The organism is Micrococcus sp. 093350064-1 (assembly GCF_053627955.1).
The window spans coordinates 25,458-49,507 of sequence record NZ_JBSEYU010000011.1; the positions used below are offsets into that span (position 1 = coordinate 25,458).

The following is a 24,050-nucleotide window of genomic DNA, read 5'->3' on the forward strand; positions in this document are numbered from 1 at the left end:
CCATGAAGGAGACCACCATGATCCGTCAGAAGAAGCTCACCGCCACCGCAGGCGCGGCCCTGTCTGCTGCTCTGCTCCTGACCGGCTGCACCGACGGGGGACAGGAGAGCCCCACCAGCGAGACGACGCCCGCGAGCGCGTCGGAGTCGTCGCCGGCACCGATCCCGGAGAACCCCTTGTCGTCGTCGCCTGCTGCGGGTTCGAGTGGGTCGTCGTCGGCCGGGTCGGGATCGGCGTCGGAGTCGGACCGCGTGGAAGCGTTCGAGCCCGTGAAGGCGGAGGAGGCCCCGAAGACGTACGAGGAGGGGAAGGAGATGGGGTGGAAGGCCGTGCAGCGGTACTACGAGGCGCAAACGAAGCTGCTGCAGGATCGGGACCCGGAGCAGGTGGACGAGCTGTCTTCCATCGTCTCGGGCCCCTACCTCGAGCAGGAGAAGGCAGCGCTGACCAATGCGTTCGAGGGCAAGAAGCGCACCTACGAGGGCGCATCGGAGCCGGAGCTGATTCAGGCCACGGCCGGGCCGTTGATCTGGCCTGATGGCTCGCGGACGGACTACTCGTCCGTGGTGGTGCGCGTCTGCGAGGACAACTCCGGCGTCACGGTGACAGACGAGGCCGGGAACGAGCTGCCGACCGGTGCAGACCGGTACGTGCTCGACTTCTCGACGCGCTGGGACGAGCAGAACAAGAGGTGGACGGTCACGGGCTCCTCGGAGCCCTCGGAGGATGACCCGGGGGTGCAGACGTGCTGATGCGGCGTCATAGGAAGCATCAGGTGGGAAGTCTGCTGGGCGCAGTCGCGGTGGCCATTGCGACAGCCAGTGCACCGGCAGCCGCCTTCGGGGTTGAGCCTGGGGTCCAAGGTGCGGGCTGCAAGCGTGGCGACTGCGAGTTCTCCGTCACGGAGCCTGGGACGCCGGGACAGGGCGGGCCCGGGAACGGCGGGCTCGTTCCGGCGCAGCCGGTGGAGCGCGACTTCTGCGACATCAACAACGGCGGCTCGGTGCCGTACCGGTGCGACGTGAACTACGACAAGGCCCGCGACTGCGTGTGGCAGAACACCGCGGATCAGCCGCCGCCCCCGCCGGACGCGCCGCACCCGGTGGGTGCCTGGGAGGAATGCGTACCGGCAGCCCCGACCCTTGGGGTGCCGAACGAGGTGCGCTGGATGCCCTCCACGGTGGTGGGGGGTCAGCTATCCCCGTCTGCGGCCGCGACCGAGGTGGTGGCGCGAATGCAGCTTCAGGGCATCGAGATCGGCATGACCCCGAAGGGCGCCGACGAGCGCGGTGTGGGCGCTGTGGGCCTGCCGGCATGGATGTGGGTGGGCAACACGGGCGACCCGCTGGCCTGGGGGCCGTACACGGTCACGGAAGAGGTGGACGGGGTGCAGGTGACGGCCACGGCCCGACCGAAGTTCGTGACCTGGGACATGGGTGATGGCACGCAGGTGGTCTGCGAGGGCCCTGGCACCCCGTACGAGAGGTCGTTCGGGAAGAAGGAGTCCCCGACCTGCGGGCACACCTACATGGAGATGGGCGACTACACGGTCGCGGCGATCACAACGTGGTCCGTGGAGTGGGAGGCCGAAGGGGAGTCGGGTGTGATCGAGACCCTCACGCGGAGCTCTCAGCCGGTGAAGATCGGCGAGTTCCACGCCCTGAACGTGAAGCCGTAAGTCTGCGCCGAGGTGGGTCTGAAGTTCGCCCCGGCGCGTTGCGTAGGAGAACCCTAGGATGTCAATCCGATTAGCGTATGCTCACCCGCATGAGCGCAACGATGTCCCAGTCCCCGCGACCCCGCGGGGGTCGTCGGTCTCGAGGTGACCGAGTCACCTTGACGACCAAACTTCCGCGGTCCTACGAGCCGAAGATGCGCGCCCTGCTGGACCACACCGGGGAGAGCGTGACTGACTACGTCGCAACTCTCATCATGCGGGACCTCGATTCCCGCGAAGTGCCTACGTCGAACGGTCAGGAGGTCTTCGACTTGAAGAGCGCCTGAACATGCAAGAAGCGGACCCGCGCCAACGAGTCCGCTTCTTAGGACTAGATCTGCTACCCACAGGCATCTAGTCGAAGTTTTCAGTTGATTCGAGAGCCCCAGAACTAGCCATTCACCAGCTCTCGACCTGCTTGCCCGTGTCCCCGCCAAGGGACCCGGACCCTCCCAAGGGAGGGCTGCGTCGTATCCCCGAAAGGAGGTACGTCGATCTTGACGTGCCCCAGTCTATCGAATCTGTTTCTCCATGGCACGTCCCCCCTGGGGGGCGGGCCGACTCCGCGGCACCCCGCGCCCTCACCAGCACGGCCATCCCGCGGCGCTCGTCGGCGCCGCAGGGGGAGGATCACGAACCCGAACCGCGCGGACTGGCGGCGGGTGAACCGGGCCCGTGAGACCGACCCGGCCGTGGTGCTCTCCCGCGTGCCGGCCGGCTCCCAACGCGTGGCCGCCCTGGACGAGGCCATCCCCGCGCTCGAGGCCCTGCCGGCGTTTGATCAGCTGGGCCCGCGACGTCGTCAGCTGATGCGCCGGCTGATGGCCGCCCTGGTGGCCACCGCGGATGTCAGGTCCATGACATCCCGGCCCGGGCATGCCCGCCTAGAGGTGATGGTGGGGCGCAAGAGCAGCACCGTGTCCGCGGCGATCCGGTGGCTGCGTGAGCAGGGTGTGCTGGGCCTGGTCGCAGGCGGGCGCTCTGCCCGGTACGCGGCCCCGGGGCCAGACGGGAAGCGGATCAACGAGGCCGCGGTCTATGTGCTGTGCAAGACGGTGGCGCTGCAGGTGGCTCGGCTGATGCGGCGGTCCCAGAGCAGTGGGGGAGTGGTAACGGATCAGCAGGTGCGGGTGCGGCGGTTCATCGACGTGGCGCTGGGTGTGGAGAGAAGTTGGACCCCTACCTCGTTAGAGGACACACCAGTAGTGCTAGAACAAACCACGCACGCGCGGGAAAGGCCGCAGACGGAGCTCTGGCCGGTGCATGCATCGGTGCGCACTCGTCGTCAGCAGCTCGCAGCAGCCAGAGCATTGCAGGATCGGGTCCTGAGCCTGCGTGTGCTGTCGGCCCGGGATGTTCGTTCCCTGGTCCGGGGGTTCTTCGAGGCGGGCTGGACGGTCGCTGATGTGCTGCACGGGCTCGAGCATGCACCTGCCGGTGCCCACCACCTGGACAGCTTGGGAGTCGGGCAGGACACCTCGCGTGTGCGCGGGCATGTTCGATGGCGCCTGGGACACTGGCTGGAGGCAGACGGCCAGGTGAGTACCTCGATCTCTCAGCGGCTGCAGCGACGTCGTCAGCGCGATCTCCTCGAGCAGAAGGCCCAGCGCGAGGCGGCAGCACATGCTCGAGCGGCGGCGGCGTCCCCGTCATCGGCGCTCAGGCAGGCCGCGTTGAAGAAGATCCGGGCGGATTTCGCCCGACGTCGGCTGGAGCGGGAGTCACGTCTGGCCCGCGCCACCCCACCTCCCCTAAACTGAGGTGAGATAAACACAAGAGGGACATGGGGGAGCAGGCTGTGCCTACTGCCTGATGAGACCCCTGAAACCACCATCTTGAGGCGGAGACACGACGATGCGCACTCTCAAAGGCCTGGGAGCACTGCTGGTGCTGCTGCTGCTCATGGTCGGCATCCCAGCAGCCCTGATCCTGTTCGCCGGCAACCCGATCCCCACCATGCCCGAGCTGCAGCAGGCACTGACCGGCGTCGACTTCGGCGGCACCTTCCTGCTCGGCACCATCCTGCCGCTGATCGGCTGGGGCTTCTGGGCTTCGTTCGTGTTCTCCGTGCTCGTGGAGGCCCGTGCAGCCCTGAACAACGTCACGGCCCCGCAGCTGGCGGGGCTCCGCCCGCAGCAGGCCCTAGCTGGCGCCCTCGTGGCGGCCGTGCTGGCCATCGGAGCAGGTACCCCGGCCACGGCCATGACTGCCCAGCCGAGCACCAACGGGTCCTCGATCTCCACCCAGCTCGAAGACACCCAGCTCGAAGACACCCAGCTCGAGGACACCCCGTCACAGCCCACCGACCAGGCCGACGCGCGGCAGTACACCATCCAGACCGGAGACACCCTCTGGGGCGTGGCCGAGCAGAAGCTTGGCGACGGTTCACGGTGGAGCGAGTTGGCCGAAGGGCTCAAGAACCGCCCCCAGGCTGACGGGACAACGATGAGCGACCCCAACCTCATTTACGTCGGATGGACCGTGGAACTGCCCGGCGATCAGACCGCATCCAGTGGGCAGAGGACGGCTCCCACCGATCAGGCCACGGACCAGCCCGACGTCGCATCCGAGGCCACGGCCAGCGAGTCGGCCCCGGCCACAGAGCAGGCTCCTGCATCCGAGCAGGCACCGGCAACGCCGCCGGCGAGTGTCCCCGGCGAAGTCGTCCCGCAGAGCGAGCGCGAACAGTCCCCGGCCCCGGACCAGGAGGCCTCGCCGGTGCCCGGGGCAGCGTTCGCGGTCGCCCCGGATCAGCCGGGCTCAGATCGGGCCGAGGCAGAGACCGCGCAGCCCGAACAGGTGGAGTGGTCCACCCTGGGCGGGATCGGCGCCTTCGCCGCTGCGGGACTGCTTGGTGTGCTGGGCGCACGTCGGGCGATGCAGCGCCGGCGCCGGCGTCCGGGCCAGCAGGTGCCGATGCCCGAGGCAGAGCATGCCCAGATCGAGGCGCAGCTGAAGGTCGTCGCCGAAGCTGAGCAGGCAGACGAGCTCGACGTCGTGCAGAGATGGCTGGCCCGCTGGGCCCAGCAGTCCGGCACGACCTTGCCGGAGCTGTTTCTGGTACGCGTCTCGGCCCAGGAGATCGCGCTGTACCTGATGGGTCCGGCGCAGCTGCCGGCCCCGTTCGTGGCCGCCGCTGAGGACGGCACGGTGTGGACCCTGCAGTCCGGGGCGATCGAGTTGGATGCGGATCTGCCCAGCGCCCCCTGGCCGGGCCTGGTCACCGTGGGCCAGGACGACACGGACGCTCAGGTCCTGCTGGACCTGGAGCGGCTGGGCACGCTGGGCATCGAGGGCGACCCGCAGCTGGCGCCGCAGGTGCTCGATGCCATGGCCGTGGAGCTGGCCACGGCAGCCTGGAGCGAGAACGTGCAGGTCACGCTGGTCGGCGTCGCCCCGGGCTTGGCCTCGGTCGTCGGCGGAGACCGGGTGCGTCAGATCGACGACCTGGACCACCTGATCCGCCTGCTCCAGGGCAAGGCCGAGGACACCCGTGCCGCGCTCACCGAGCAGGGCGCCGCGAACCTGGACGAGGCCAAGTCCATGAGCGCTGAGGGCGATTGGGCCCCCGAGATCGTGTTGCTGGGACTGCACCCGGACCAGGACCAGGCCCGACAGATCAACGAGCTGGCCGCGGCGATCCCGCATCTGGGCATCGCGGCGGTGACGACCTCGAACCCCCTGGACGCACAGTGGGTGCTGACCCTGGAGGACGAGCGCAACGCTGACCTGCAGCCCACCGGCCAGCACCTGCGCCCGCAGCTGGTCACTCCCGAGGAGACCGACCAGATCACTCAGGTGTTGGCCACCGCCCTGCAGCAGCCCCAGGACACCGGGAAGACCTCCACACGCATCGACCCGGCCGAGGTGCTGAACCCGAGCAAGCACCTGACGGCGGTTCCTGACCCGCACGAGCCCGCAGCTGACCAGGACGAAGAGCGGACCGAGCAGATCCCGCAGGTGAGCATCAGTGCCGCCGAAGAGCGCACCCTGGATCAGTACCTGATCCCCGCTGAGCAGACAGAAGACGCCCAGGACCCGGCCGGCGAGCTCGACGACCAGGACCTGCAGCCCGTGGTCGAGGAGCAGACCCCTGAGGAGACTGCCCCCCAGCTCGAGACCACCGCGGAGCAGCCAGCCCAGGACGAGCTCGGCGACACCCCCACCCAGGACCCCGCCGAGCTCGGCGACACCCCTGCCGAGCAGGCGCCGACTGAAGGAGCCGCCGAGCCTGAAGACGACGCAGCCCCGGATGCCGCAGACCATCAGCAGGAGCCCGAGCAGGCCACCCGCGAGTCGGCCGAGGAAGACGCCCAGGACCAGGACCAGGCGCCGGCGGGTCAGCTGGACACTGCCGACCAGGAACAGCGTGCTCCTGCGGCCACGGTCAGCCAGCTCTCTGCCCAGAGCCCCAAGGACGACCTCGAACGGGACGCCGCCCAGATGCTCGAGCAGAAGCACTCCGGCGCGCCGATGATCCGGCTGCTGGGCGAGATGAAGGTCATCGGCGCCCGCGGCACCGCGCCGATCAGCGCGTCCAACGGCAAGGTCTCCCAGGCCCAGGAAGCCCGGTGTGTGGCGCTGGCCGCGTTCTTGTCGCTGCACCCCGGGGCCACCGCTGAGCAGGTCCACGCCGCGTTCTGGCCCAACGCCCGCCCCGAGGGCAGTGCAGCCTCCTCGAACCGGAACAAGCTGGCCACGCACACCCGGCGCCTGCTGGGCCAGGCCGAGGACGGGACCGTGTACTTCCCGGCCGTGACCACCACCGAGGGCTACCGGCTGGACGAGTCCGTGCTGACTGACTGGCAGGTCTTCCAGGAGCTCGTCGGCGCCGACCCGGTCACCGCCTCCACGCCCTCGCTGCTGGCAGCGATGCAGCTGGTCCGCGGAGAGCCCTTCGCTCACGCCAAGCCCAGGAACATCGCCTGGGCGGACGAGTTGGTGCAGCAGATGACCCAGCGCATCTGCGACGCCGCTCACGAGCTCGTCGCCCGCTCCCTGGCCTCCGGCAACACCGAGCATGCCCGCCTGGCCGCGCGCGCCGCGCGCGCCGTGGACCCGGCCAACGAGGCCGCCTGGCGCGATGCGATGCTCGCCGAGGCCGCCGCCGGCCGCCGCGACGAGGTCGCCCGCCTGGTCGAGGGGCTCCACGCCTACCTCGAGGACTTCGAGGACGGGCTGGAGCCGGAGGAAGAGACCGCCGAGCTCATCGAGCAGCTCAGGAACCACGGCTACCGTGTCGCATCCTGAGGCCCCCGCCGCCACCGGCCCGGCGCCGTACCCGCTGCCCCCCACGGCCGTACGGCGCGGGATCGGTGCCGGCGGGGCGTTGACGGCCGCGGCCGGCGTGCCCGCCCTCGCCGCGACCGAGCAGCTCAGTCTCGCCCAGTCACACCTGCTCATCTGCCTGATCGCCTTGGTCCCACTGGGCATCTACATCGGGCGGGTCGACCGGGCCGTGCACCGGATACCGAACTGGGCCGTCGCCGCCCTGGCCCTGATCCACCTCGGCGCCGCGGCGGGCGTGGCCGCCGCCGGCGGGCAGGCCGCCGCGCTCACGGCCCTGGCGCTGACCGGGGCAGCAGCGGTCATCTTCACCTCCCTGCACCTGCTCGGGGGCACCGGCATGGGCGACGTCAAGTTCGTCACCGCAGCCGCTGTCGGCCTGGGCGTCCATGGTCCCGGAGCGTGGGTGCTGGCCGTGACCCTGTCCTACCTGCTCGCCGCGACACTCGCGGCCATCCCGCGGCTGCTCACCGGCCGCCGCCACGAGAAGATCCCCCTGGGCCCCTACCTGGTCGGCGGGCACCTGATCGTTCTGCTCGTGCTGCTGCTGACCGCCTGACCTACGATCAGCCCATGCCTCGGACCCGGATCTTCACCGTCCGCGACCGACGCGCACTGACCGCGGTGCTCACGGCCGGGCTGCGCCACACCGACATCGACACGATCATCCACTCTCACCCCGTGCCGGGGGACCCCGGGCACGACGCCGGCAAGGCCGGCCGCGTCGGACTGCTCACCGCCACGCTGCTGGCCAGGAGCGACCACACCGGACTGGCCCAAGCCCTGACCATGGCCGACACCACCAAGGTCATCTCCGCCGGCCACGGGCCCTCCCTGCAACGACTGCGCACCAAGGCCGGAGAGCTCCTCGCCCCCGCCGCCGAGACCCCCACCCCGCCCGGCGCCCCCGGTCCCACGCCAGCCGCCGACCCGGACCCCGATCCGACACCCCACCTCGACGACACCCCCGCCGTCGAGCTCGGCGACACCCCTGCCGCGGAGATCGAGCCCCAGGAGCGCTCGGCGTTGCCGGTGCTCACGCTGGATGGCCTTGAGATGGACCACCCCATCGTGGCCATCCTCGTGGACGCTGGCGTGCAGGTGCTCCCCAGCACCGATCAGGCCCCAGCCGGGCACCTGGTGCTCTCGGCGACACCCCCTGCCGAAGAACACCACCGCCCAGGAAGGGACATCCGCGCCCCCGACGGGCCTTCTGCATGATGAGGCGCCCCGGACGAGGCGCCCGCCATCAGCAGGCCCCGACCCCCGACGCCTGCCCCACCGAAAGGCACGATCATGCTGATGCTCTACACCCGCCCCGGCTGCGGCCCCTGCGCCGGCCTCAAGCGCCGCCTGACCACCATGGACCTGCCCTTCACCGAGGTGGACATCACCCAGGACCCGGCCGCCGCCGCCCGGCTCAAGGAGGCAGGGTTCACCACCGTCCCGGTCCTGGAGGACACCGCCACCGGGCAGATGTGGCCGGGAGTGGACACCGAGAAGCTCACCGAGGCCAAGCGGCGCCACGACCGTGCCCAGGCCGTGAACCCCTGCTTCGAGCTCGGTCAGATCGAGGCTGACGAGCCCCTGCAGTGGACTCCGACCAGCGGCAACCTGCTGGTGGTCGGTGACCGGGGCAGTGGCAAGTCAGCCATGCTCGGCCGGGTCCTGCAGGCAGTCGCCGGCGCCGGTTGGCAGGGGTGGGCCGTCGGAGTCGACGCCCGCTGCTGCGCCCCGGGAGATCACCGCGTGCAGGTGTGCACCGCCGACGTCGAAGACCAGCTCGAGCGGATCACCAGCGCCTACGAGCTGATGGAGCAGCGCTACCAGCTGATGGAGCAGCGCTACCAGCTGATGGAGCAGGCTCAGCTGGCCCAGGAGTGTCCGCAGCAGGTGCAGCCGATCGTCCTGGTCCTGGACGACTACGAGGACCTGCGCCAGCGCTGGGCCGATCTGGGCGCTCAGGGCCATCCCGGGGCTGACCAGGCCGAAGCTGCTCTGATCAGCATCGCCCGACTGGGACGGGCCGCGGGCCTGCACTTGGCCGTCGCCTGCCGGGGCATCGCCCACCACCTCGGCCCGACTATGGTCGACTGCGGCTCCACGGTGGTCCACACCTCCCTGTGGGGCACCGTCCCGCTCGCAGACCTGGCCCATGCGCACTGAGAAACACCCCGAGACCGAACAGCAGCCGGCCGGCGAGCCCACCCCGGTGCTCGCCGGCCAGCTCGATGCCCTGGAACTACTACCCGACTGGCATTAGGACAATGTAGAGTTGTTCTAACTGTCAGATCGCCGAGGAGGTTCCCCATGGCCTACCGCAAGTTCCAGGGCGGCGCGATGCGCGAGCAGGAGCGCCGCCCCACCTTCCGCCCGGCGCCGTACCGTCATCTGGGCGAGCGGAAGAACCTCTGGGCGGACTACGTCACTGGCCGCGGTGTGCTCGACAACGGCACCACCGTGCCTCCCAAGATCGGCCCGCGCCGGAAGAATCCGAACCTGACCGACATGCTCGACACCGCCGCGGCCGTCGGGGTGGACCGGATCATGTTCACCGGCAAGGTCCCCATGATCGACCGCGGTCAGCGCCACTGGCTGCTCGTGCAGACTCCCGGTTGGATCGACGCGGGCCACTTCATGGGCTCGCCGCCGGTGGGCCGGTTCGAGCATCGCCAGACCGGCAAGCGCATCCAAGTCGCCGCGGCCAGCACCTGGTTCGGCGACACCCCCGTGACGCCTGAGCAGGCCCGTCTGGCCTGGCAGGCGCTCGGGAACATCATCGAGGCCAAGTTCCGGGACGGGAAGCTGATGGACACCCCCACAGCCACCGGCAGCAACCTCTGGGCCCTGTCCCTGCCCAAGAACCTCGAGCCCTATCCGCTGGCCCCGGACATCGCAGAGGAGATGCACCGTACCTCCGGGCAGCACCACGTCGAGCACCTCGTGGCCGGGGAGTCCTCCGACCCTCACGAGGACTGCATCCCCCTGCTCAACCCGGACACGACCCCCAAGATCGACGGGTTCGCCTACGTCGACGGCAGGTTCATGTACGCCGCCGTCTGCTCCGAGCTCGGCGTGGGCCCCGGGGAACGGCTGAACCGGGCCGCCACCGCGGACCTGCTGCGGGAGAACCCCTACGCCCGCGCCCGCATCCACGTGAGCTTCACCGTCCCCCAGGACTGGAACCACATCGGGATCTTCGGGGTCCGTCACGAGAGCGTGCGCGAGGGCTGGTACTGGCCCAACCGCCCCGGAGCCACCGGACACACCTGGATCGACGCGGCCGAGTGGCACGTGGCCCAGCGCTTCGGCTGGCAGGTCGACCCGATCGAGTCGGTGGTGTTCAACACCCGTACCCCGGCCGCACGCGATCGCAACCGCCTCACCGCTGCCCGCCCCCTGGACACCTGGCAGGCGCGCCTGACCGAGGCCCGTGCCGCGGTCGCGGCCGACGCGATGATGTCCGAGACCATCAAGGCCGCCGTCACCGCGGCGCTGCGTTCAATCCTGATCAACACCGTCGGCAACTTCGCCTCCCGAGGCCGCGATCAGACCCATGTCACCTTTGACCCCAAGGAGATCCCCGCCGACGCCGCCGACGTCAACCAGCGCGGCAAGGCCTTCATCTGGACGGAGAAGGCCCGTTGGAACTCCCAGGCCGAGCGCTACTACCACCCCGAGCTGGCCATGCAGGTCTGGGGCCGGGCCCGGGCGCGCATGCTCTCCGGGCCCATGGCCGACGGGCAGTACGGCGGTGCCCTGCACGTGCCGCCCCAGACCCTGCTCGGGGTGCGCGGAGACGCGATCTACACCACGCAGATCCCGCAGTGGTCCCTGCCCGTGGAGCGCGGCGGCGCCGACGACGGCCGGGTGGGGCGGATGCGCCTGCAGGGCTACCTTGAGGGTCCGATGAAGATCCCCACCAACGAAGCCGAACGCAACAAGCTGCGCCGCAAGGCCGCGGCCACCGGCGTGGACGCCGCCTACTCCGAGTTCGAGCTGCAGAGTCGCCCCGACGACGACGGCGCCGGCTACCTGCCGGGGGAGGAGGACGCCGGTGAGTGAGCCCACCGAGCAGCTCAGCCCTGCAGAGCTAGTCCAGCGCTCCCGCGAAGCCTACGGGCTGACCTGGAAGGAGATGGGCGCGGCCATGAACCGCTCCCCTCGCATGATCCAGAAGATCGCCCGCGGGGAGAGCTCCGGGGAGTCCTACCGCGGGGCGCTGACCGAGCTCTACGAGCGAGGCACCGTCTCGGCAGCCCCGCCCCGCCGCCGCAACGCCGCCGGCAAGCTGGTGCCCGTGCGAGCCAAGGCAGGGGCCAAGAAGCCCACGATCACCCCCAGGGACACCCGCCCGGGCGGCACCGGGCGCTCCGTGGGCGCCTACCGCTCCGAGACCGTCCACCTGCCCGACGGCAACCGCATCCACCACATCGTGGTGCCCAAGGGCCGCGGCCCGGCTGCCCGGGATGCTGCGGACCGGGAGATGCGCACCAAGCTGACCAACATTGCCCGCGGCACCCGATGGGCGGACAAGCGCGTGCGCGTGCGGGCCACCGTCGACATCGGAGGCGGTCAGACCCGCACCTTCGACGTCGGCTCCAAGGGCGGGTACCTCTCCAACGACATCGTCGCGGACATCCGCTCCCGCAGCGGAGGCAGCGTGAAGGCCTGGGTCTCCTCCCAGGTCGGAGACCGCTACGCCCAGGACTCCGTGGCCCAAGGACAGCTGGTTGGGTTGTCCCTGACCACCTTCAACGCCACCCGATCCAAGGAGGAACGCGTGGCCCAGGACGCCGCCGGCACCCGCCGGTGGGGACGCCGAGGAGGCACCAGTAGATGGAAGTGACGCCCCACCCACCGGTCAGGCGATGGCAGGAGGAGCTCGACCCGGCCGCTCAGCTCGGCCCCTACCAGCCCCCCGTGGTGCTGCTGGACCTGCTGGCCCGCTTGCTGGGGGCCGAGTCCTACGCGGCCGCCGACGAGCCCCGGCGCCGACGCATCCGCGCGGCCGCCGAACAGATCCGCTCCGCCGGCCTGGACCCGCGCGTGATCGGCCTGGTCGCCGAACCGCGGATCACCGAGTTGATGGGCGTGTCCGAGACCACCGGCCGCTCCACCCGCCAGCGTGACAAGGCCTTCCCCCGCGCCGTCGTGCGCGGGCGCCTGTGGTGCGAGCCGGACGTCATCGACTACCTCGAGCACCGCCAAGAGACCTCTCCCCGTCCCGGGGCGTTGCGCAGTGCCCGCGTCGCCCGCCGCGAGAAGATTCAGGAGGGACCCCGTCCATGAGCTCTGTCTTCAAGCATGACGTGGCAGCCTGCCCCTACTGCGGGGAAGTCTCGACCTTCGATGTCGACGGGCGGATTCAACTGGAACCGGAGGTCGTGGACTTCACGGATACCGACTGGGAACGCATCACTTCGACTCGGGAGGTCGATCCAGACACCAAGGAGATCATTGCGATCCGGTGCCGCGCGTGCGCTGGCCTGGTGATCCTCATGGACACCTTCGGCATGACCTCCACAGGAGAGGAAGCGCCGGGAGTGGGGGTGGTGGAGCGCAGGGTGATCGACCCGCCAGGCTCTGCCCGAAGACTGCCGGATGAAGCACCAGAGCTCATGGCCTCGTTCTTCCAGGAAGCCGGGGTCTGCGAATCGGTGGGAGCACTTCGCGCCGCGGGGGGCCTCTATCGCTCCGCCGCCGAGGCGATGCTGGATTCCAGGGTGACGGGCCGGGACATTCCGGCGAAGGTCAACCAGTTCGTCCAGTGGCTGGAGGAGGACCCGAACCTGGCGGAGGTGGACCCGAGCCTGGTGGAGGAACTCAAAGCGACGTTCACCGACGCGCGACTGGTGGGGCGTGAAGCGCTGCATCACGGGGTGGACTACTCCGCACAGGAGATCGGCGAGCTCGCGGAACTGCTCTGCGACGCTGCCGAGGCTGTGTTCGCACAGCCGGCCCAGCGTCAGCGCCGCCGCCAACGTCAGGCGCAACGGATCCATGCCGCTGAGCTACGCCAGCAGGCGCGCAAGGCAGAGAAGGGGAAGTCCTGACCGCGGCGATCCTGGTCTATGAGGGGCCGGCCTTCACGAGCCCGACCCAGGTCCACTCGGCGCCCTACAACCGGGAGCCCTACGTGAGGGTCCAGGTGCCCGATCTGGGGCAGGTGGACGCCATGGTCCAACGCTGGTCCCCGACCCACGTCCTGATCGTCTGGGAGCCGGCTCCAGGGGCTGCACGGATCAACGCATGGGTGCCGGCCGAGTGGGTCCAGCGCATCCCGTTCGAGGAGTCGACCTGGAAGGACCCCTACCACCAGCGCGGCCCCTGGGACGACTAGGCGGCCATCACCTGCCGAGCCGCGGCCGGCACGAGCCCGTGGGCCTGGGCGAACTGGAAGCGCATCGCCTGGGCGAAGTGCGGCTGAGCGGCCATGAAGGCCACCACACGCTCGACGTCCGGGCGTTCGGTGGCGCCGTCAGCCCTGCGAGCGAGAAGAAGATCGGGGCGTGCTGCCGCCCATGCGGCGACGTCCTCATCCGTGATGGGCAGGGACGTGCTCATCCGTCCCCACCAAGACACCTGGACCATGACGGGCCCTCCTATGTTGATCTGACCTAAACATAGTAGGTGCGTGGGGGAGGGGCCTGCAATGTCTTGGACGCGAAGAAGCGCCCCGCGGTATCCGGCGACTGTCAGATCAACCAGGAGGTGCGGGGCGCTACTGCACTCCAGCCTAATGCACAGACGGAGCGGTCGGGAAGGCGTCGGTGCCGCCGCCGTAGCCTGACGAGCATCCCCGCCATGACGGCCATCACGACGGCGGTCCCGGCACCGATGATCCAGGGATTACCGAGGAGCCCACCGACGCCTGCGAGTGCTCCGCCCGCCGCGATGAGCGGCAGGCCGCAGCAGAGCAGCAACGGAAGCGCGCAGCATGCCAGCAAGAGCAGCCCGGTCCCTGCAGCGACGACGGGACCGGCGCGCCGTTCGTCGCGGTCCTGATCGGCGCTCATCGTCTGCACCTCTTCAGGATGAGATCTCCCCGATTGCCTGCGTTGCCGGTCATGCGCAGCACGACAGCAGCGACGGGTCGGTGGTGAAGGCCTTCGCGGCGATCCGGATGCCCTCGGCCATGGTCAGGTAGGGGGCCCAGGCGTCGGCGACCTCGGCGACGGTCCTGCCGAGCACGTGGACGCCTGCGGCGGCGAGCTCCCCGGCGTCCTTGGCGACGGCGGTCAGGCCGAGGATCTCGTTCGTCTCGGCGTTCACGACGATCTTGATGAACCCGCGGGTGTCGCGGTTCACCAAGGCGCGGGGCACGTGGTGCAGGGGCAGGACGCGGCAGTCGCAGCGGATCCCCGCGGCGAGGACGTCCTTCTCGGTCATCCCGACCGCGCCGATCGCGGGCCCGGTGAACGTCACCCGCGGCAGGCGGGCGTAGTCGACGGACCGGTCGGCGTCGGCGAACGCGTTCTCGGCGACGAGGGTGCCGTGGTGGGCGGCGACGTAGACGAACTCGGGGTGCCCGGTCACGTCGCCCGCGGCCCAGATCCGCGGGTTCGAGGACTGCAGCCGGTCGGAGACGACCACCTCGCCGGAACCTCCGGTCTTCACCCCGACCGCATCGAGGTTCAGGCCATCGGTGACGGGACGGCGTCCGAGGGCGACCAGGACCTGGTCGGCGCGGAACTCCTGCGAGCCGCCGGACACGGCGGCGGTCACGACGGCCTCGCCTCCCGTGCCGCGGGAGACCCGGGTGGGCACTGCGCGGCTGACGACGCGGATGCCCTCGTCGGCGAACACCTCCTGGAGCGCCTTCGACACCTCCGGCTCCTCCTTCGAGGCGAGCCGGGACCGCACGAGCAGCGTGACCTGCGAGCCGAGGCGGGCGAACAGCTGCGCCTGCTCCAGGGCGACGTAGCCGCCGCCGAGCACCAGCAGCGACTCGGGGACCTCCGTCAGCTCCATCGCCGTGGTCGAGGTCAGGTATCCGGTCTCCTCCAGGCCGTCGATCGGCGGTGCCCACGGGCGAGAACCAGTCGCGACCAGGTAGTGGTGGGCCTCGATGGTCTCGACGCTTCCGTCGGCTCCGGCAACATCGAGAACCGGCGCATCAGGGGTGCCCACGAACGAGGCGTCGCCGCGGAGGACCTGCCAGCCGTAGGAGTCGGCGACGTCGGCGTACTTCTCGCCGCGCAGCGACTCCACCAACGCTTGCTTCCCAGCGATCAGCGCGGGCATGTCGACGGGATCCGCCGTCGTCGCGATCCCGGGGAACCGGGTTGCGGCGTCGACGGCGACGTGCCGCGCGCCGGCCGCGGCGATGAGCGCCTTCGACGGGACGCAGCCCGTGTTCACGCAGGTGCCGCCGAGCGTCCCGCGCTCGATCATCACCACCGACTTCCCGAGCGTGCTGGCGCGGATCGCAGCGGCGAACGCGCCGCCTCCCGATCCGATGATGGCGAGATCGTACTTCGTAGGCATCGCTGCTCCTGTCAACTCTTGGCTTTCTGCTCTGTCTCAGCCATGCTGGACCTTCCAGTGCAGGGGAAGGTCAAGCGCGGCCACGGAGGGAGACAGCAATGCGGATCGGAGAACTCGCCGAGAGGGCGGGCACTACCGCGAAGACCCTTCGCTTCTACGAGGAACAGGGCCTTCTGCCCCCGACCGAGCGCACGCCGTCCGGATACCGCGACTACGCGCCCGAGACGGTCGCTCGGATCGACTTCGTCCACCGCGGCCAGGCCGCGGGCCTCACCCTCGCCCAGATCCGCCAGATCCTCGACATCCGCGACGGCGGCCATGCGCCCTGCGAGCACGTGCGCGACCTGCTTGACGTGCGCCTCGCTGAGATCGAGCAGCAGATCGCGCAGCTCTCCGTGCTGCGCGACACTATCGCGGACCTCAGACAGGACGCCGCGCACCCGGACCCTGAAACGTGCAGCACCGATCAAGTGTGTAGGTACTTGTAGACGACGGGAGTCAATGACTCCAACGCTACAACCCCGATATGCGCTATCAGAAGGCCGCCTGCGCCCCCCTGTGTCCCTAGCCGGGTTCCGGGTAGGGCGAAGCCCCCAGGTCGGAGGGGGGATGACCTGGGGGCCTCTGGGCCAGGAGATCAACGGGATTCGCTCAACCGGCCGTACCCTCACCGTATCAACGCACCACAGCGGCCGGGGCGCCCCTGTGCATAGCCATCCCGAGCCAGGCACCTCGAGGGGTGAGGGCCACTGCTGTCCACCCGTCGAGGCCGACGGCGTGACACGACTTGAAATATGTGCATCCAGACATGTAAGGTTAGACATAACGGGGTGGCGTACCCCGACCCACAGACGAAGGAGACCACCATGCCTGAGTTCTACTACTCGGCCACCGAGATGGGCCGCCAAGCCGGATTCCCATCCCCGGCCAGCTGGACCCGCATGCGAGAGGCCATGCCCACCCCCGACTGCGTCATGGTCAGCAAGGCCCCGGCAGCCGGCTGGACCCTGAACACCTGGGAAGCGAACCTCCACAAGCAGGTCCCCGCCCGCCAAGAGCCGCTCCGCGAAGCCATCAGCCGGCTGCGCGACCGCGAGGTCGAGCTGCTGCGCTCCTACATGTCCACGGAAGGCTGAGCGATGAACGCGATCGAGATGAAGTGCCGCCGAGAAGCCCTCGGACTCTCCCGCGATGCGCTCGCGGACACCCTGGACGTCCGGGAGCAGAACATCACGCGGTGGGAGTTCGGGAAGAACCCGCCGCGGGACTGGGGGTGGATCGACACCGCTTTGACCCGCCTCGAGGACTACCGCGAGGAGCTCGTCGCCGGTCTGGTCGCTGAGACCCTGCAGGTCCATGGGGCCAGCGGCGCAGCGCTGATGCTCACCTACTCCGACCGCGGCTCGTTCTACCACTGGCTGCCGGAGATGGCCGAGCCGGATCTGGGCGACGGCGTCGCCCAGATCCCCGTCGAGCTGCACCGCTCGGCCACCGCCGAGGCTGCCCGCCGACTGCGCGTGGAGCACGGGGTGCAAGCCCGCATCGAGGCTGTGCCCAAGCCCGAGCACTGAGCACCGACGCGCCGGCTCGGAGAGGACCACCGCGGGCTCGACGTCGCGGCAGACCAGGTGAGGGCCTGGAAGATGAGGAGGAGACGATGAGCATCAAGAGGTGGATCTCAGGAGCTGCCGTTGCCCTGGCAGGGGTGGGCCTGCTCGGCGCCCTCGGCGCCGGCCAGCTGGAGGACTTGAGTCTGGACCGGGTCACGGTCGGAGGGAAGATCCCCGGTGCCGAGGTGCTCAACGATCTGGTGGGCACCACGCCGTCGCCGGCCGGAGACCGTCAGGCAGGCGCGGCGCCTGCGGCTGGCCCCGCTGCCGAACAGCTTGAGCTGCTGCCCATCACCGAGTACCGACCCTCCACCGCCTACGCCCGCGAGGCCTTCGGACAACGCTGGGCGGACACGGATCGCAACGGCTGTGATCAGCGCAACGATGTCCTGCGCCGGGACCTGCGCGAGACGGTGATCAAGCCGGGCACCCACGGTTGCAAGGTGCTCGAGGGCACCCTCGAGGACCCCTACACCGGAGGGATCATCGCGTTCAGTTCCGCGGACCCCACCGCTGTGCAGATCGACCACATCGTCTCCCTCTCCCAAGCCTGGGACTCCGGCGCCGACCAGTGGAGCCCCGAGCGCCGCGAGCAGTTCGCCAACGACACGGACAACCTGCTCGCCGTCGACGGACCCACCAACCAGGCCAAGTCCGACCACTCCGCCGACGAATGGCTGCCCGCGAGCGCGGCCGCCAGGTGCGATCTGGTCGGCCGGCAGGTGAAGGTGAAGGCGAAGTGGGGGTTGAGCGTGAGCGTGTCTGAGCGGGCGGCGATGCAGCAGGTCCTGGCGTCGTGTGCGTGAGGATGGCGGCGGGGATACTGGCCTGTTGCAGGGAAGACCTGTGTGCGCGTGAGGAAGGGAGCAGTAGGTGAAGTGGATCAGGGGCGGCAGCGAGGGATGGAACCGGGCCTGGGTCAAGGCCGATGCGCAGAGACAGTTCCAGATGTTGGATGAAGACCGGGTCGGGCGCTGGTGGTTCGACCTGGCCACCGGGCACGAGATCGCGCTGGTGTTGGACGGCGGCTGGAAGATGCTCAAGAACGGTCGGCCCTACGATGCCCGCTTCCGGGTGTTCTTCCACGATGGCGTCGAGCGGGTTGTGGAGCTGACTGAGGCGCTGTTGGGTCCCAATGGTAAGGCCGGCCGGCTGGACCCGGACGCCATCGGTTTCGGACGGTACGAGAACGCGGAGCGGGAGTCGGTGCGGCTGGTGGAGGAGGCGCTGGAGGTCTAGGAGAACAAAGACATGGTGCAGGTCGCGCGCTAGGGCGTGTCTGACAATGAATCCAGGGGTCGGCTGACACCCTCGAAGACACGCCCCGGTTCCAGATGCTCTCCGACACCCAGTGGGAGTTGATCGCCCCGCTGCTCCAGACCACACGGGCCGGCAGGGCCGGCCATTCGCCGATCCCCGCACGATGTGCCTGGGGAGGGCTTCGGGCCTCCCCTGGGCCCGCGCGCCACAGGTCGTGACGGCCCCGTGAGCGGGCGTCCGATCGGACACCGACCCCAGTACGCTCACCGGCATGGACTGGATCGTGTGGGCGGCCGAGGGGCCGGCGCTGTGGGACGGGTTCTTCGGGGCGGCCGTCGGCGCAGCGATCGGCGCGCTCGGCTCGGGGGTTGTTGCATGGTCGGTGGCGAGGTTCACCGTGCAGGCGGCAGACCGGACGGCGCGGAGCACGCGGGCAGCAGAAGCCGTAGCCGGCATGTCCGGGCAACTACACCGTCTCAGGGACCCTGATGTAGACCCTACCGACGAGAGCCAGGGGTCCCCCATGGCTGGATTCGCCGTGAGTGCGGTGCAGCTGAGCCACGCCGCGAACGAGGGACGGGTGCTAGAGGTTCTGACTCAGTGGAGGGTGAAATACCAGGACGCATGGTCGATGCACAGGTGGGCCCAGGAGATGAAGGGGAATCATGGTCATGAGGTCGGGCGCCTGACCTCGCTGGCCATGGCGTTCGAACTGGCCTTCGCGCCATCCAGGTTGGCGGCTTCTTTGGCGCAGCTCATGTCAACGGACCGGCGTGACGTGGAGCATTTCTGCGTGCAGGTGGAGCAGGCGACGGCGGACTTGGATGCGCTGGTGAGCGAGCTGGCGGAGCGGATCGATACTGCTGAGGCGCGTCTAGCGGAGAGGCCGGCGTGGAAGAGGTTCACCAGCCGCCTCGGCCTCCGTCGCGCTCATCCGCGCCCCCCGGGGGGCAAGGTGACGCCGCCGTAGTACCCGGCGTGGATGTCTCTGGGGCGCTGGCATGGGCCGTGTGTTGTGGCGTTCCTCCTGTGTGGTTGCCGGGCCCGCCCTTGTGCCGGGGGCACTGACCCGTCCTGGCAGGCTTAGGTGCGAGAGCAGGAGGACGCCGAGCGCCTGGCCGAGGACGGTACGGGCGTGTCCGGCCTGCGCCGCAAGCCCTGACCGCTCCAGCCATCAAGCGGAGGCAGGGACACTACCGGGTGTCCCTGCCTCTGTGTGTGCTACGACTCAGCGGGAGTGCTTGAAGTCCTCATCCGAGTGGGTGCGCAGCCCGTCCACGTACTGCTGCACGCGCTCGCTGGTGTAGGCCAGGTCCTCCAGGGCCGTGAACAGCCGGCGCCCGTGATCCAGCAGCAGCTGGGCCAGCAGGTAGTCCCCGCCGTGGCCCAGATCTGAGTCCGCGGGCATGCCGCCGTGGTGGATCAGGTTCGGCTCGGACGCCTCGATCGTGGCCAGCACCTTACGACGCTGCTGGGCCGCCGTGATCTTGTCGTGCTCCGAGTGCAGGCCCAGCATCTCCGGGGTGGGGCTGGGATCGAGCTGCGCGGTGGCCCACTGGGCCAGGGCGTCGTCGACCCGCGAGCGCTCGCGGCCCAGGCGGGCGGCCTCGCTCACTCGGGCGCCGTAGCGGGCGAAGACGCCGGCGTTGTGGTCGGCGATCAGGGTCAGGCGGACGAGCTCGCGCAGGGGGTCGGGGTGTTCGGCCGGGAGGCTGCTGAGCTCTTCTTCGAGGTGTCCGAGCAGGTGGATGAAGTCGCGGCCGCGCTCGTGGCGGAGGTCGCTGTAGAGGAGCTGGTACTGGTGCTCCAGCTGGTTGGGGATGGCCATGCTGCGGTAGATCCGGCGGCGACGCTGGCGCAGCTCCTGGGTCAGCAGTGTCGGGGCGTCGTCGGGTTCGGGGATGAACGGCAGGGTCTTGGCGTCCGCGGCGGCGATGACGGAGTGCTGACGGTGCTGCTGCTGCTGTTCGGTGGTGCTGAGGTGGCGGTCTGCGGTGGCCGGCGGGGCGGGGGTGTCGGCGGTGGTGGCGAGCAGCTCCTTGAGGGCGTCCATGCCCGGGCGGGCGTCGTTGAGCTTGTACCGGTCCGCGACGGTGGGGATGATCCACTGCTGATTCGTGAGCTCCTGGAGGATCTCGTCCCGGCGGGAGAACCGCGGCAACGCCTGCCGCAGGTCTTGGGCCGAGGCGGAGTGCCCGTCGGCGGCCAGGACGCTGGCAATGGTGATCAGGTGCGGGTTCAGGCTCATGGGTGGTTCCTTTCGATGGGTGGTGCCGGGTTCAGGGCTGGGGGGTACTGGTCGCCGGGAGGCTGGCGGGCACGGTGGCGGGGGCAGTGGTTGAGCACTCGGTCATGGGCATGTCCTCGTCGTTGCCGGAGTGCTCGGCCAGGATGGTGTCCGTGCCGGCCAGGCGGATCTGGCAGGTCAGCTCCCCGGGGTAGTCCAGCTGGGAGGTGCTGACGATCACCTGCACGCTCTCTCCCGGGTCGGCCTGCGTGGGAAGGATCAGGGGGTCGGCCCCGCCGATGGTGGAGGGGATGCTCTGGCGGGTGTGGACGCCGGCGGCGCGTCCGTCGACGAAGAGGTTGGCCCCGCCGGAGACCGGCGCGGTGTTCTTCTTATCGGCAGGGTCCCACTGCACGAGGATCTCGAGGTCGACGGGGCCGGCGGGGGCTGCTGAGGTGCTGGGGGGTGCCGTCGTCTCCGACGGTGCAGGGTCGGTGGTGGCGGTGACCCCGCAGCCGCAGACCGCGAGCGCGGCGGCGGTCAGGGGGATCAGGGGCAGGTGGCGGGTGCGCATGGTGGCCTCCTTGGCAGAGGGGGGCGGTCAGGGGGTGTCCAGTTGGGCGAGCAGGGGCTGCATGTCGGGCTGGTCGTGGATCTGCGCGATGAGCTGACGCAGGGCGCGTGCATGGGTGTGCAGTGCGTCGGCGCAGACGGTGGCGGCGATGTCGTGGTGGCGGGCGCGGATCTGGGCGATGGCTTCTTCGATCGCTTGGGCGTTGTGCTCGGCGGTGAGGGCCTGGAGCGCGATCATCGGGTGAGCGCCCATGGAGGGCTCGTCGGTGGTCATGCGCAGCCGGGAGCGCAGCTGCTGGAGGGTGGTGGCCAGCTCGTCGGTAGGGTCCGCGTGGGCGGTGGAGGAGATGAGCTGCTCGACGGCGGCGACGGCGGCGGCTAGCTGTCGGGCGTTCTGCTGCTCGTGGAGTCCGAGCAGGGGGATCTGCTGGGCGAAGACGACCTCGAAGAACATCCTGTCGTTGAGGTTGTGCAGGTCCAGGGTCTGGGCGCGGGCCAGCAGGTCAGGGTCCTGTCCTGCGGTGGTGGCTGGGGTCAGCGGGGCCTGGTCCTGGGGGAGCAAGGCGGCCGTGTTGGTGTCCAGGCTCAGCAGCTGGAGCATCTGCACGAAGCCGGGACGGTCCCGGTTGGCCTGGTAGGTGCGGGGCTTGGATTCCCAGTCGGTGAGCACCCAGCGGTTCTGCTCCATCTGCTCCAACGCTGCCCGGACAGCCTTCCGGGGCGTGGCCGTCAGGCCGTGCTCGGCGCGGTTTTGGACCTGGCGCAGGGTCAGGGGGGTGTCGGCCGAGACCAGCACCGCGAGCACGGGCAGGTGTGGGGAGGTGTTCATCAGGTCTGCGCTGGTGCGGGCCAGGCGCTGGAGCACCACGGGGTCATCGCTGGCCGGCAGCACTTGGTCCCTTCCGGCGATCAGAGCCGCCGGCAGCGCCCCATGGGAGCGGACGTGGGCGCGGCGCTGCTGGAGCTGGTGGTCATCGCCCAGACGTGCGCGGATCAGGGTCCGAATCCTGGCCTGGCGGGCAGCGTAGATCCCCTGTGCAGCCCACATCAGCATCGGCAGCAGCATCATCACCCCGGCCAGCCCGCAGGCGGTCCAGAAGGCAGGCCCGGACGGGGTATCCAAGAGCAGGGCCAAAGCCAACAGCGCGGCCCCGACGAGGAAGTAGACAACGGGGACGGGCGACAGGGCAGGCATCAGTACGGAGTCCCGGTGGGAGTGCCCTCGTGCACGCAGCAGGGCCGGCTGCTCCTGTAGCTCCTGAGGTGTCATGGGCGCCGGCAGCAGCCCGTGCCGGCGGGCGACGCCGCCATGATCTGCCCCGGCGACGTCGTAGAAGTGTGTGTGGTACCGGGCCGGCCCCTGTGTCTGGTCCATGGGTCTCTCCTGGGCGGTCTGGGTAGATCAGGTCTCAGTGTGCCCCCCACCGGCCGCGAGCGCGGCGCGGGGCGTGCGCAGGGGAGCTCAGGTGGTGTGGCGGCAGGTCTCGCAGGTGTAGATCTGTCGGGCCTGGTCCGGGTCGTTGAGGTAGGCGGCCATGAGCTGGAGGTCCTCGGCGGTGATGCGGGTCCAGAGGTCGTCGTCGGTGCGGATCTGCTGGGCGCGGGGGGCGCGTTCCAGGGCTGCGGCCAGGGAGGTGGGGGCGTGGGCGGGGCAGGTGACCTGCCCGTTGAGGTTGGACCAGGCGGCGCAGGTCGCGGTGGCGGGGGTCTCGCTCATGGTGTCCTCCTGTGGATGGGGGTGCGGGAGCCCTGATGGCCCCTGCTGACATGTCTAACAATACACATCGGGGGGTGTGGGTGCAACCCTGCCCGTGGACCGCGAGTGCCGGTCTGGGTCTATGTGTGCGGGCGGCGTCATGGTGGGGGTGGCTGCGGAGGGTCGGTCTCTGCGGAGGCGGCCGTGGTGGCCGCGAGCGCGGGCGTGGGCCGTTGGCCGGTGGGGTGCGCCCCTCTGGTGGGGCGCACCCTGAGGGTCAGCCGGTGTAGACGTCGCCTTCGACGTAGCGCAGCCGCTCGGTGCCGCCCTGATAGGACAGCCCATAGTGGTAGTGCGCGTTCCAGAAGGTGATCTCCCAGCCGGACTGCTCCAGGGTGCCGATCAGGGAGTGGCCGGCGTTGGCGCCGGAGTAGAACGCGTCCCCGGCGATGCCGGTCTGCTGGGGGTCGTGTGCGCGCAGGATCTCGATCACGCCCTGGGCGGTGGTCGGGGCGTGGAGGCGCAGCATTGCCTCGGTGATCTCGATCTGCTCCCAGTAGTCGTCCATGGGGGTCTCCTTGGTGGGGGTGCCGGGGGCCTGGTGCCCCCCGCTGATATGTCTAACTATACACGTATGAGGGTGGGGAGTCAAACCAGGCTCGCAGGTACCGTCTCCGCCGGTGGAGATCAGCGCCCGGCTTCCGGCTTTGGCTGACCTCTCCTCGTGAGGAGGTCCTGGAGGGTCACACCGATGAACAGTACGGTCGAGAACCCGAAGGCGGCCCATGTGGCGGGCCCCGGGGGGATGCCGACGAACGGGTCCGGGAGGATCTGGCGGTACAGATCTGGGTGCATGAAGAGCCAGCCGCCAGCGGGTGCGCCTAGGAGCGCGGGGAGGGACCAGGGGAGCCGATCACGACCTGCGGGATAGAGACTCAGGAATGCCCTGATCCCGCCACAGTAGAAGGTGATGAAGGCTGCCCGCCCCAGGTCGGCGAGCTGCGTGTCTCCCTCATGGGTCTGCAAGGCAGCGATGGTGCCCAGGACGAGGGTGGCCACCACGACTATCCCCTGGGCCGTCGCCGTGGCCCGCCGGCCCCACTGCCCCCAGTCGGCCTGCGCTCTCGGCGCAGGCGCCTCCGGCTGCATCTCCGAGTTGGGGCGAGGGTTGGACATGGCACTCCTTCCATA

At 69.8% G+C, this 24,050-nt stretch carries 28 protein-coding genes and 1 pseudogene; 20 read left to right on the top strand and 9 right to left on the bottom strand.

Annotated features, from left to right (window positions below; all coding sequences use genetic code 11):
- Positions 1-2: 2 nt before the first annotated feature.
- The 13 genes from ACUW6W_RS10505 (at position 3) to ACUW6W_RS10565 (ending at position 13,346) form a co-directional block, all read left to right on the top strand.
- A complete protein-coding gene (locus tag ACUW6W_RS10505; RefSeq protein ID WP_152743943.1) occupies positions 3-752 on the top strand; it encodes a hypothetical protein in 750 nt (249 codons plus the stop codon).
- Positions 753-964: 212 nt separating this feature from the next.
- A complete protein-coding gene (locus ACUW6W_RS10510) occupies positions 965-1,678 on the top strand; it encodes a hypothetical protein (protein WP_158184996.1) in 714 nt (237 codons plus the stop codon).
- A 194-nt stretch (positions 1,679-1,872) separates the two neighbouring features.
- A complete protein-coding gene (locus ACUW6W_RS10515; protein WP_256999328.1) occupies positions 1,873-2,004 on the top strand; it encodes a hypothetical protein in 132 nt (43 codons plus the stop codon).
- Between the two features lie 441 nt (positions 2,005-2,445).
- Entirely contained in the window at positions 2,446-3,477 is a 1,032-nt protein-coding gene (locus ACUW6W_RS10520) for a hypothetical protein (RefSeq protein ID WP_143739914.1), read from the top strand.
- 94 nt (positions 3,478-3,571) lie between these two features.
- Positions 3,572-6,967: a BTAD domain-containing putative transcriptional regulator gene (locus ACUW6W_RS10525; protein ID WP_454180174.1), complete on the top strand. Its 3,396-nt coding sequence runs from the start codon at positions 3,572-3,574 to the stop codon at positions 6,965-6,967.
- Positions 6,954-7,562: an A24 family peptidase gene (locus ACUW6W_RS10530; protein ID WP_136941111.1), complete on the top strand. Its 609-nt coding sequence runs from the start codon at positions 6,954-6,956 to the stop codon at positions 7,560-7,562. Before ACUW6W_RS10525 ends, ACUW6W_RS10530 begins: the two co-directional genes overlap by 14 nt.
- A 14-nt stretch (positions 7,563-7,576) precedes the next feature.
- A complete protein-coding gene (locus ACUW6W_RS10535; RefSeq protein WP_136941110.1) occupies positions 7,577-8,224 on the top strand; it encodes a hypothetical protein in 648 nt (215 codons plus the stop codon).
- An 81-nt stretch (positions 8,225-8,305) separates the two neighbouring features.
- Entirely contained in the window at positions 8,306-9,169 is an 864-nt protein-coding gene (locus tag ACUW6W_RS10540; protein WP_354403648.1) for a glutaredoxin domain-containing protein, read from the top strand.
- A 144-nt stretch (positions 9,170-9,313) separates the two neighbouring features.
- On the top strand, positions 9,314-11,068 hold the full coding sequence (locus tag ACUW6W_RS10545) for a hypothetical protein (protein WP_158184993.1): 1,755 nt from the start codon (positions 9,314-9,316) through the stop codon (positions 11,066-11,068).
- Positions 11,061-11,852, top strand: a complete 792-nt coding sequence (locus ACUW6W_RS10550; protein ID WP_136941107.1) for a hypothetical protein — start codon at positions 11,061-11,063, stop codon at positions 11,850-11,852. The genes ACUW6W_RS10545 and ACUW6W_RS10550 overlap by 8 nt, the downstream gene beginning before the upstream one ends.
- Positions 11,843-12,295, top strand: a complete 453-nt coding sequence (locus ACUW6W_RS10555; protein ID WP_158184992.1) for a hypothetical protein — start codon at positions 11,843-11,845, stop codon at positions 12,293-12,295. The genes ACUW6W_RS10550 and ACUW6W_RS10555 overlap by 10 nt, the downstream gene beginning before the upstream one ends.
- On the top strand, positions 12,292-13,059 hold the full coding sequence (locus ACUW6W_RS10560) for a hypothetical protein (protein WP_158184991.1): 768 nt from the start codon (positions 12,292-12,294) through the stop codon (positions 13,057-13,059). Before ACUW6W_RS10555 ends, ACUW6W_RS10560 begins: the two co-directional genes overlap by 4 nt.
- A gap of 95 nt (positions 13,060-13,154) precedes the next feature.
- Positions 13,155-13,346, top strand: a complete 192-nt coding sequence (locus ACUW6W_RS10565) for a hypothetical protein (protein ID WP_136941104.1) — start codon at positions 13,155-13,157, stop codon at positions 13,344-13,346.
- Here ACUW6W_RS10565 and ACUW6W_RS10570 read toward each other — a convergent pair.
- From ACUW6W_RS10570 to merA, 3 genes are all read right to left on the bottom strand, one after another.
- Positions 13,343-13,570, bottom strand: coding sequence for a hypothetical protein (locus ACUW6W_RS10570; protein WP_354403652.1), 228 nt, complete (start codon positions 13,568-13,570; stop codon positions 13,343-13,345). The two genes, ACUW6W_RS10565 and ACUW6W_RS10570, sit on opposite strands and share 4 nt — an antisense overlap.
- Before the next feature lie 131 nt (positions 13,571-13,701).
- Positions 13,702-14,022 carry a hypothetical protein gene (locus ACUW6W_RS10575; protein WP_240755444.1) on the bottom strand — a complete coding sequence of 107 codons (321 nt, stop codon included), beginning with the start codon at positions 14,020-14,022 and terminating at the stop codon, positions 13,702-13,704.
- Positions 14,023-14,071: 49 nt separating this feature from the next.
- Entirely contained in the window at positions 14,072-15,493 is a 1,422-nt protein-coding gene (merA, locus tag ACUW6W_RS10580) for a mercury(II) reductase (protein WP_136941102.1), read from the bottom strand.
- Positions 15,494-15,591: 98 nt separating this feature from the next.
- On the opposite strand from merA, the gene ACUW6W_RS10585 reads away from it, so the two are divergent.
- The 7 genes and pseudogenes from ACUW6W_RS10585 (at position 15,592) to ACUW6W_RS10615 (ending at position 19,333) form a co-directional block, all read left to right on the top strand.
- Positions 15,592-15,981 (top strand): heavy metal-responsive transcriptional regulator, encoded by a 390-nt coding sequence (locus ACUW6W_RS10585; RefSeq protein WP_003859021.1) that lies wholly within the window; start codon positions 15,592-15,594, stop codon positions 15,979-15,981.
- A 378-nt stretch (positions 15,982-16,359) separates the two neighbouring features.
- Positions 16,360-16,629: a hypothetical protein gene (locus ACUW6W_RS10590; RefSeq protein WP_080572007.1), complete on the top strand. Its 270-nt coding sequence runs from the start codon at positions 16,360-16,362 to the stop codon at positions 16,627-16,629.
- A 3-nt stretch (positions 16,630-16,632) separates the two neighbouring features.
- Positions 16,633-17,064, top strand: coding sequence for a helix-turn-helix domain-containing protein (locus tag ACUW6W_RS10595; protein ID WP_136941101.1), 432 nt, complete (start codon positions 16,633-16,635; stop codon positions 17,062-17,064).
- Positions 17,065-17,150: 86 nt separating this feature from the next.
- Positions 17,151-17,909 (top strand): HNH endonuclease family protein, encoded by a 759-nt coding sequence (locus tag ACUW6W_RS10600; protein WP_136941100.1) that lies wholly within the window; start codon positions 17,151-17,153, stop codon positions 17,907-17,909.
- 67 nt (positions 17,910-17,976) lie between these two features.
- The gene (locus tag ACUW6W_RS10605) at positions 17,977-18,342 is read left to right on the top strand and encodes a hypothetical protein (RefSeq protein ID WP_136941099.1); all 366 of its coding nucleotides are present in this window, start codon (positions 17,977-17,979) and stop codon (positions 18,340-18,342) included.
- 95 nt (positions 18,343-18,437) lie between these two features.
- Positions 18,438-18,577 (top strand): annotated as a pseudogene (locus tag ACUW6W_RS10610) (IS5/IS1182 family transposase); the annotation flags it as partial.
- Between the two features lie 57 nt (positions 18,578-18,634).
- On the top strand, positions 18,635-19,333 hold the full coding sequence (locus tag ACUW6W_RS10615) for a hypothetical protein (RefSeq protein WP_158184988.1): 699 nt from the start codon (positions 18,635-18,637) through the stop codon (positions 19,331-19,333).
- A gap of 258 nt (positions 19,334-19,591) precedes the next feature.
- On the opposite strand, the gene ACUW6W_RS10620 is transcribed toward ACUW6W_RS10615, so the two are convergent.
- The 6 genes from ACUW6W_RS10620 to ACUW6W_RS10645 form a co-directional block, all read right to left on the bottom strand.
- Positions 19,592-20,611: a hypothetical protein gene (locus ACUW6W_RS10620; RefSeq protein WP_136941097.1), complete on the bottom strand. Its 1,020-nt coding sequence runs from the start codon at positions 20,609-20,611 to the stop codon at positions 19,592-19,594.
- Positions 20,612-20,642: 31 nt separating this feature from the next.
- Positions 20,643-21,164, bottom strand: coding sequence for a hypothetical protein (locus ACUW6W_RS10625; protein WP_136941096.1), 522 nt, complete (start codon positions 21,162-21,164; stop codon positions 20,643-20,645).
- A gap of 27 nt (positions 21,165-21,191) precedes the next feature.
- Positions 21,192-22,538: a hypothetical protein gene (locus ACUW6W_RS10630; RefSeq protein WP_158184986.1), complete on the bottom strand. Its 1,347-nt coding sequence runs from the start codon at positions 22,536-22,538 to the stop codon at positions 21,192-21,194.
- Between the two features lie 87 nt (positions 22,539-22,625).
- A complete protein-coding gene (locus tag ACUW6W_RS10635) occupies positions 22,626-22,880 on the bottom strand; it encodes a hypothetical protein (protein ID WP_158184985.1) in 255 nt (84 codons plus the stop codon).
- Positions 22,881-23,136: 256 nt separating this feature from the next.
- The gene (locus tag ACUW6W_RS10640) at positions 23,137-23,427 is read right to left on the bottom strand and encodes a hypothetical protein (protein ID WP_158184984.1); all 291 of its coding nucleotides are present in this window, start codon (positions 23,425-23,427) and stop codon (positions 23,137-23,139) included.
- Between the two features lie 119 nt (positions 23,428-23,546).
- The gene (locus ACUW6W_RS10645) at positions 23,547-23,918 is read right to left on the bottom strand and encodes a hypothetical protein (RefSeq protein ID WP_158184983.1); all 372 of its coding nucleotides are present in this window, start codon (positions 23,916-23,918) and stop codon (positions 23,547-23,549) included.
- Positions 23,919-24,050 lie beyond the last annotated feature (132 nt).

Excerpts from the sequence above, each read along its gene's own strand:
- ACUW6W_RS10635 (WP_158184985.1), bottom strand. The coding sequence starts at position 22,880 with ATGAGCGAGACCCCCGCCACCGCGACCTGCGCCGCCTGGTCCAACCTC.
- ACUW6W_RS10540 (WP_354403648.1), top strand. The coding sequence starts at position 8,306 with ATGCTCTACACCCGCCCCGGCTGCGGCCCCTGCGCCGGCCTCAAGCGC.
- ACUW6W_RS10585 (WP_003859021.1), top strand. The coding sequence starts at position 15,592 with ATGCGGATCGGAGAACTCGCCGAGAGGGCGGGCACTACCGCGAAGACC.
- ACUW6W_RS10505 (WP_152743943.1), top strand. The coding sequence starts at position 3 with ATGAAGGAGACCACCATGATCCGTCAGAAGAAGCTCACCGCCACCGCA.
- ACUW6W_RS10595 (WP_136941101.1), top strand. The coding sequence starts at position 16,633 with ATGAACGCGATCGAGATGAAGTGCCGCCGAGAAGCCCTCGGACTCTCC.
- ACUW6W_RS10620 (WP_136941097.1), bottom strand. The coding sequence starts at position 20,611 with ATGAGCCTGAACCCGCACCTGATCACCATTGCCAGCGTCCTGGCCGCC.
- ACUW6W_RS10575 (WP_240755444.1), bottom strand. The coding sequence starts at position 14,022 with ATGAGCGCCGATCAGGACCGCGACGAACGGCGCGCCGGTCCCGTCGTC.
- ACUW6W_RS10515 (WP_256999328.1), top strand. The coding sequence starts at position 1,873 with ATGCGCGCCCTGCTGGACCACACCGGGGAGAGCGTGACTGACTACGTC.
- ACUW6W_RS10555 (WP_158184992.1), top strand. The coding sequence starts at position 11,843 with ATGGAAGTGACGCCCCACCCACCGGTCAGGCGATGGCAGGAGGAGCTC.
- ACUW6W_RS10545 (WP_158184993.1), top strand. The coding sequence starts at position 9,314 with ATGGCCTACCGCAAGTTCCAGGGCGGCGCGATGCGCGAGCAGGAGCGC.
- ACUW6W_RS10600 (WP_136941100.1), top strand. The coding sequence starts at position 17,151 with ATGAGCATCAAGAGGTGGATCTCAGGAGCTGCCGTTGCCCTGGCAGGG.
- ACUW6W_RS10630 (WP_158184986.1), bottom strand. The coding sequence starts at position 22,538 with ATGGACCAGACACAGGGGCCGGCCCGGTACCACACACACTTCTACGAC.
- ACUW6W_RS10570 (WP_354403652.1), bottom strand. The coding sequence starts at position 13,570 with ATGAGCACGTCCCTGCCCATCACGGATGAGGACGTCGCCGCATGGGCG.
- merA (WP_136941102.1), bottom strand. The coding sequence starts at position 15,493 with ATGCCTACGAAGTACGATCTCGCCATCATCGGATCGGGAGGCGGCGCG.
- ACUW6W_RS10525 (WP_454180174.1), top strand. The coding sequence starts at position 3,572 with ATGCGCACTCTCAAAGGCCTGGGAGCACTGCTGGTGCTGCTGCTGCTC.
- ACUW6W_RS10560 (WP_158184991.1), top strand. The coding sequence starts at position 12,292 with ATGAGCTCTGTCTTCAAGCATGACGTGGCAGCCTGCCCCTACTGCGGG.
- ACUW6W_RS10535 (WP_136941110.1), top strand. The coding sequence starts at position 7,577 with ATGCCTCGGACCCGGATCTTCACCGTCCGCGACCGACGCGCACTGACC.
- ACUW6W_RS10625 (WP_136941096.1), bottom strand. The coding sequence starts at position 21,164 with ATGCGCACCCGCCACCTGCCCCTGATCCCCCTGACCGCCGCCGCGCTC.
- ACUW6W_RS10615 (WP_158184988.1), top strand. The coding sequence starts at position 18,635 with ATGGACTGGATCGTGTGGGCGGCCGAGGGGCCGGCGCTGTGGGACGGG.
- ACUW6W_RS10640 (WP_158184984.1), bottom strand. The coding sequence starts at position 23,427 with ATGGACGACTACTGGGAGCAGATCGAGATCACCGAGGCAATGCTGCGC.
- ACUW6W_RS10590 (WP_080572007.1), top strand. The coding sequence starts at position 16,360 with ATGCCTGAGTTCTACTACTCGGCCACCGAGATGGGCCGCCAAGCCGGA.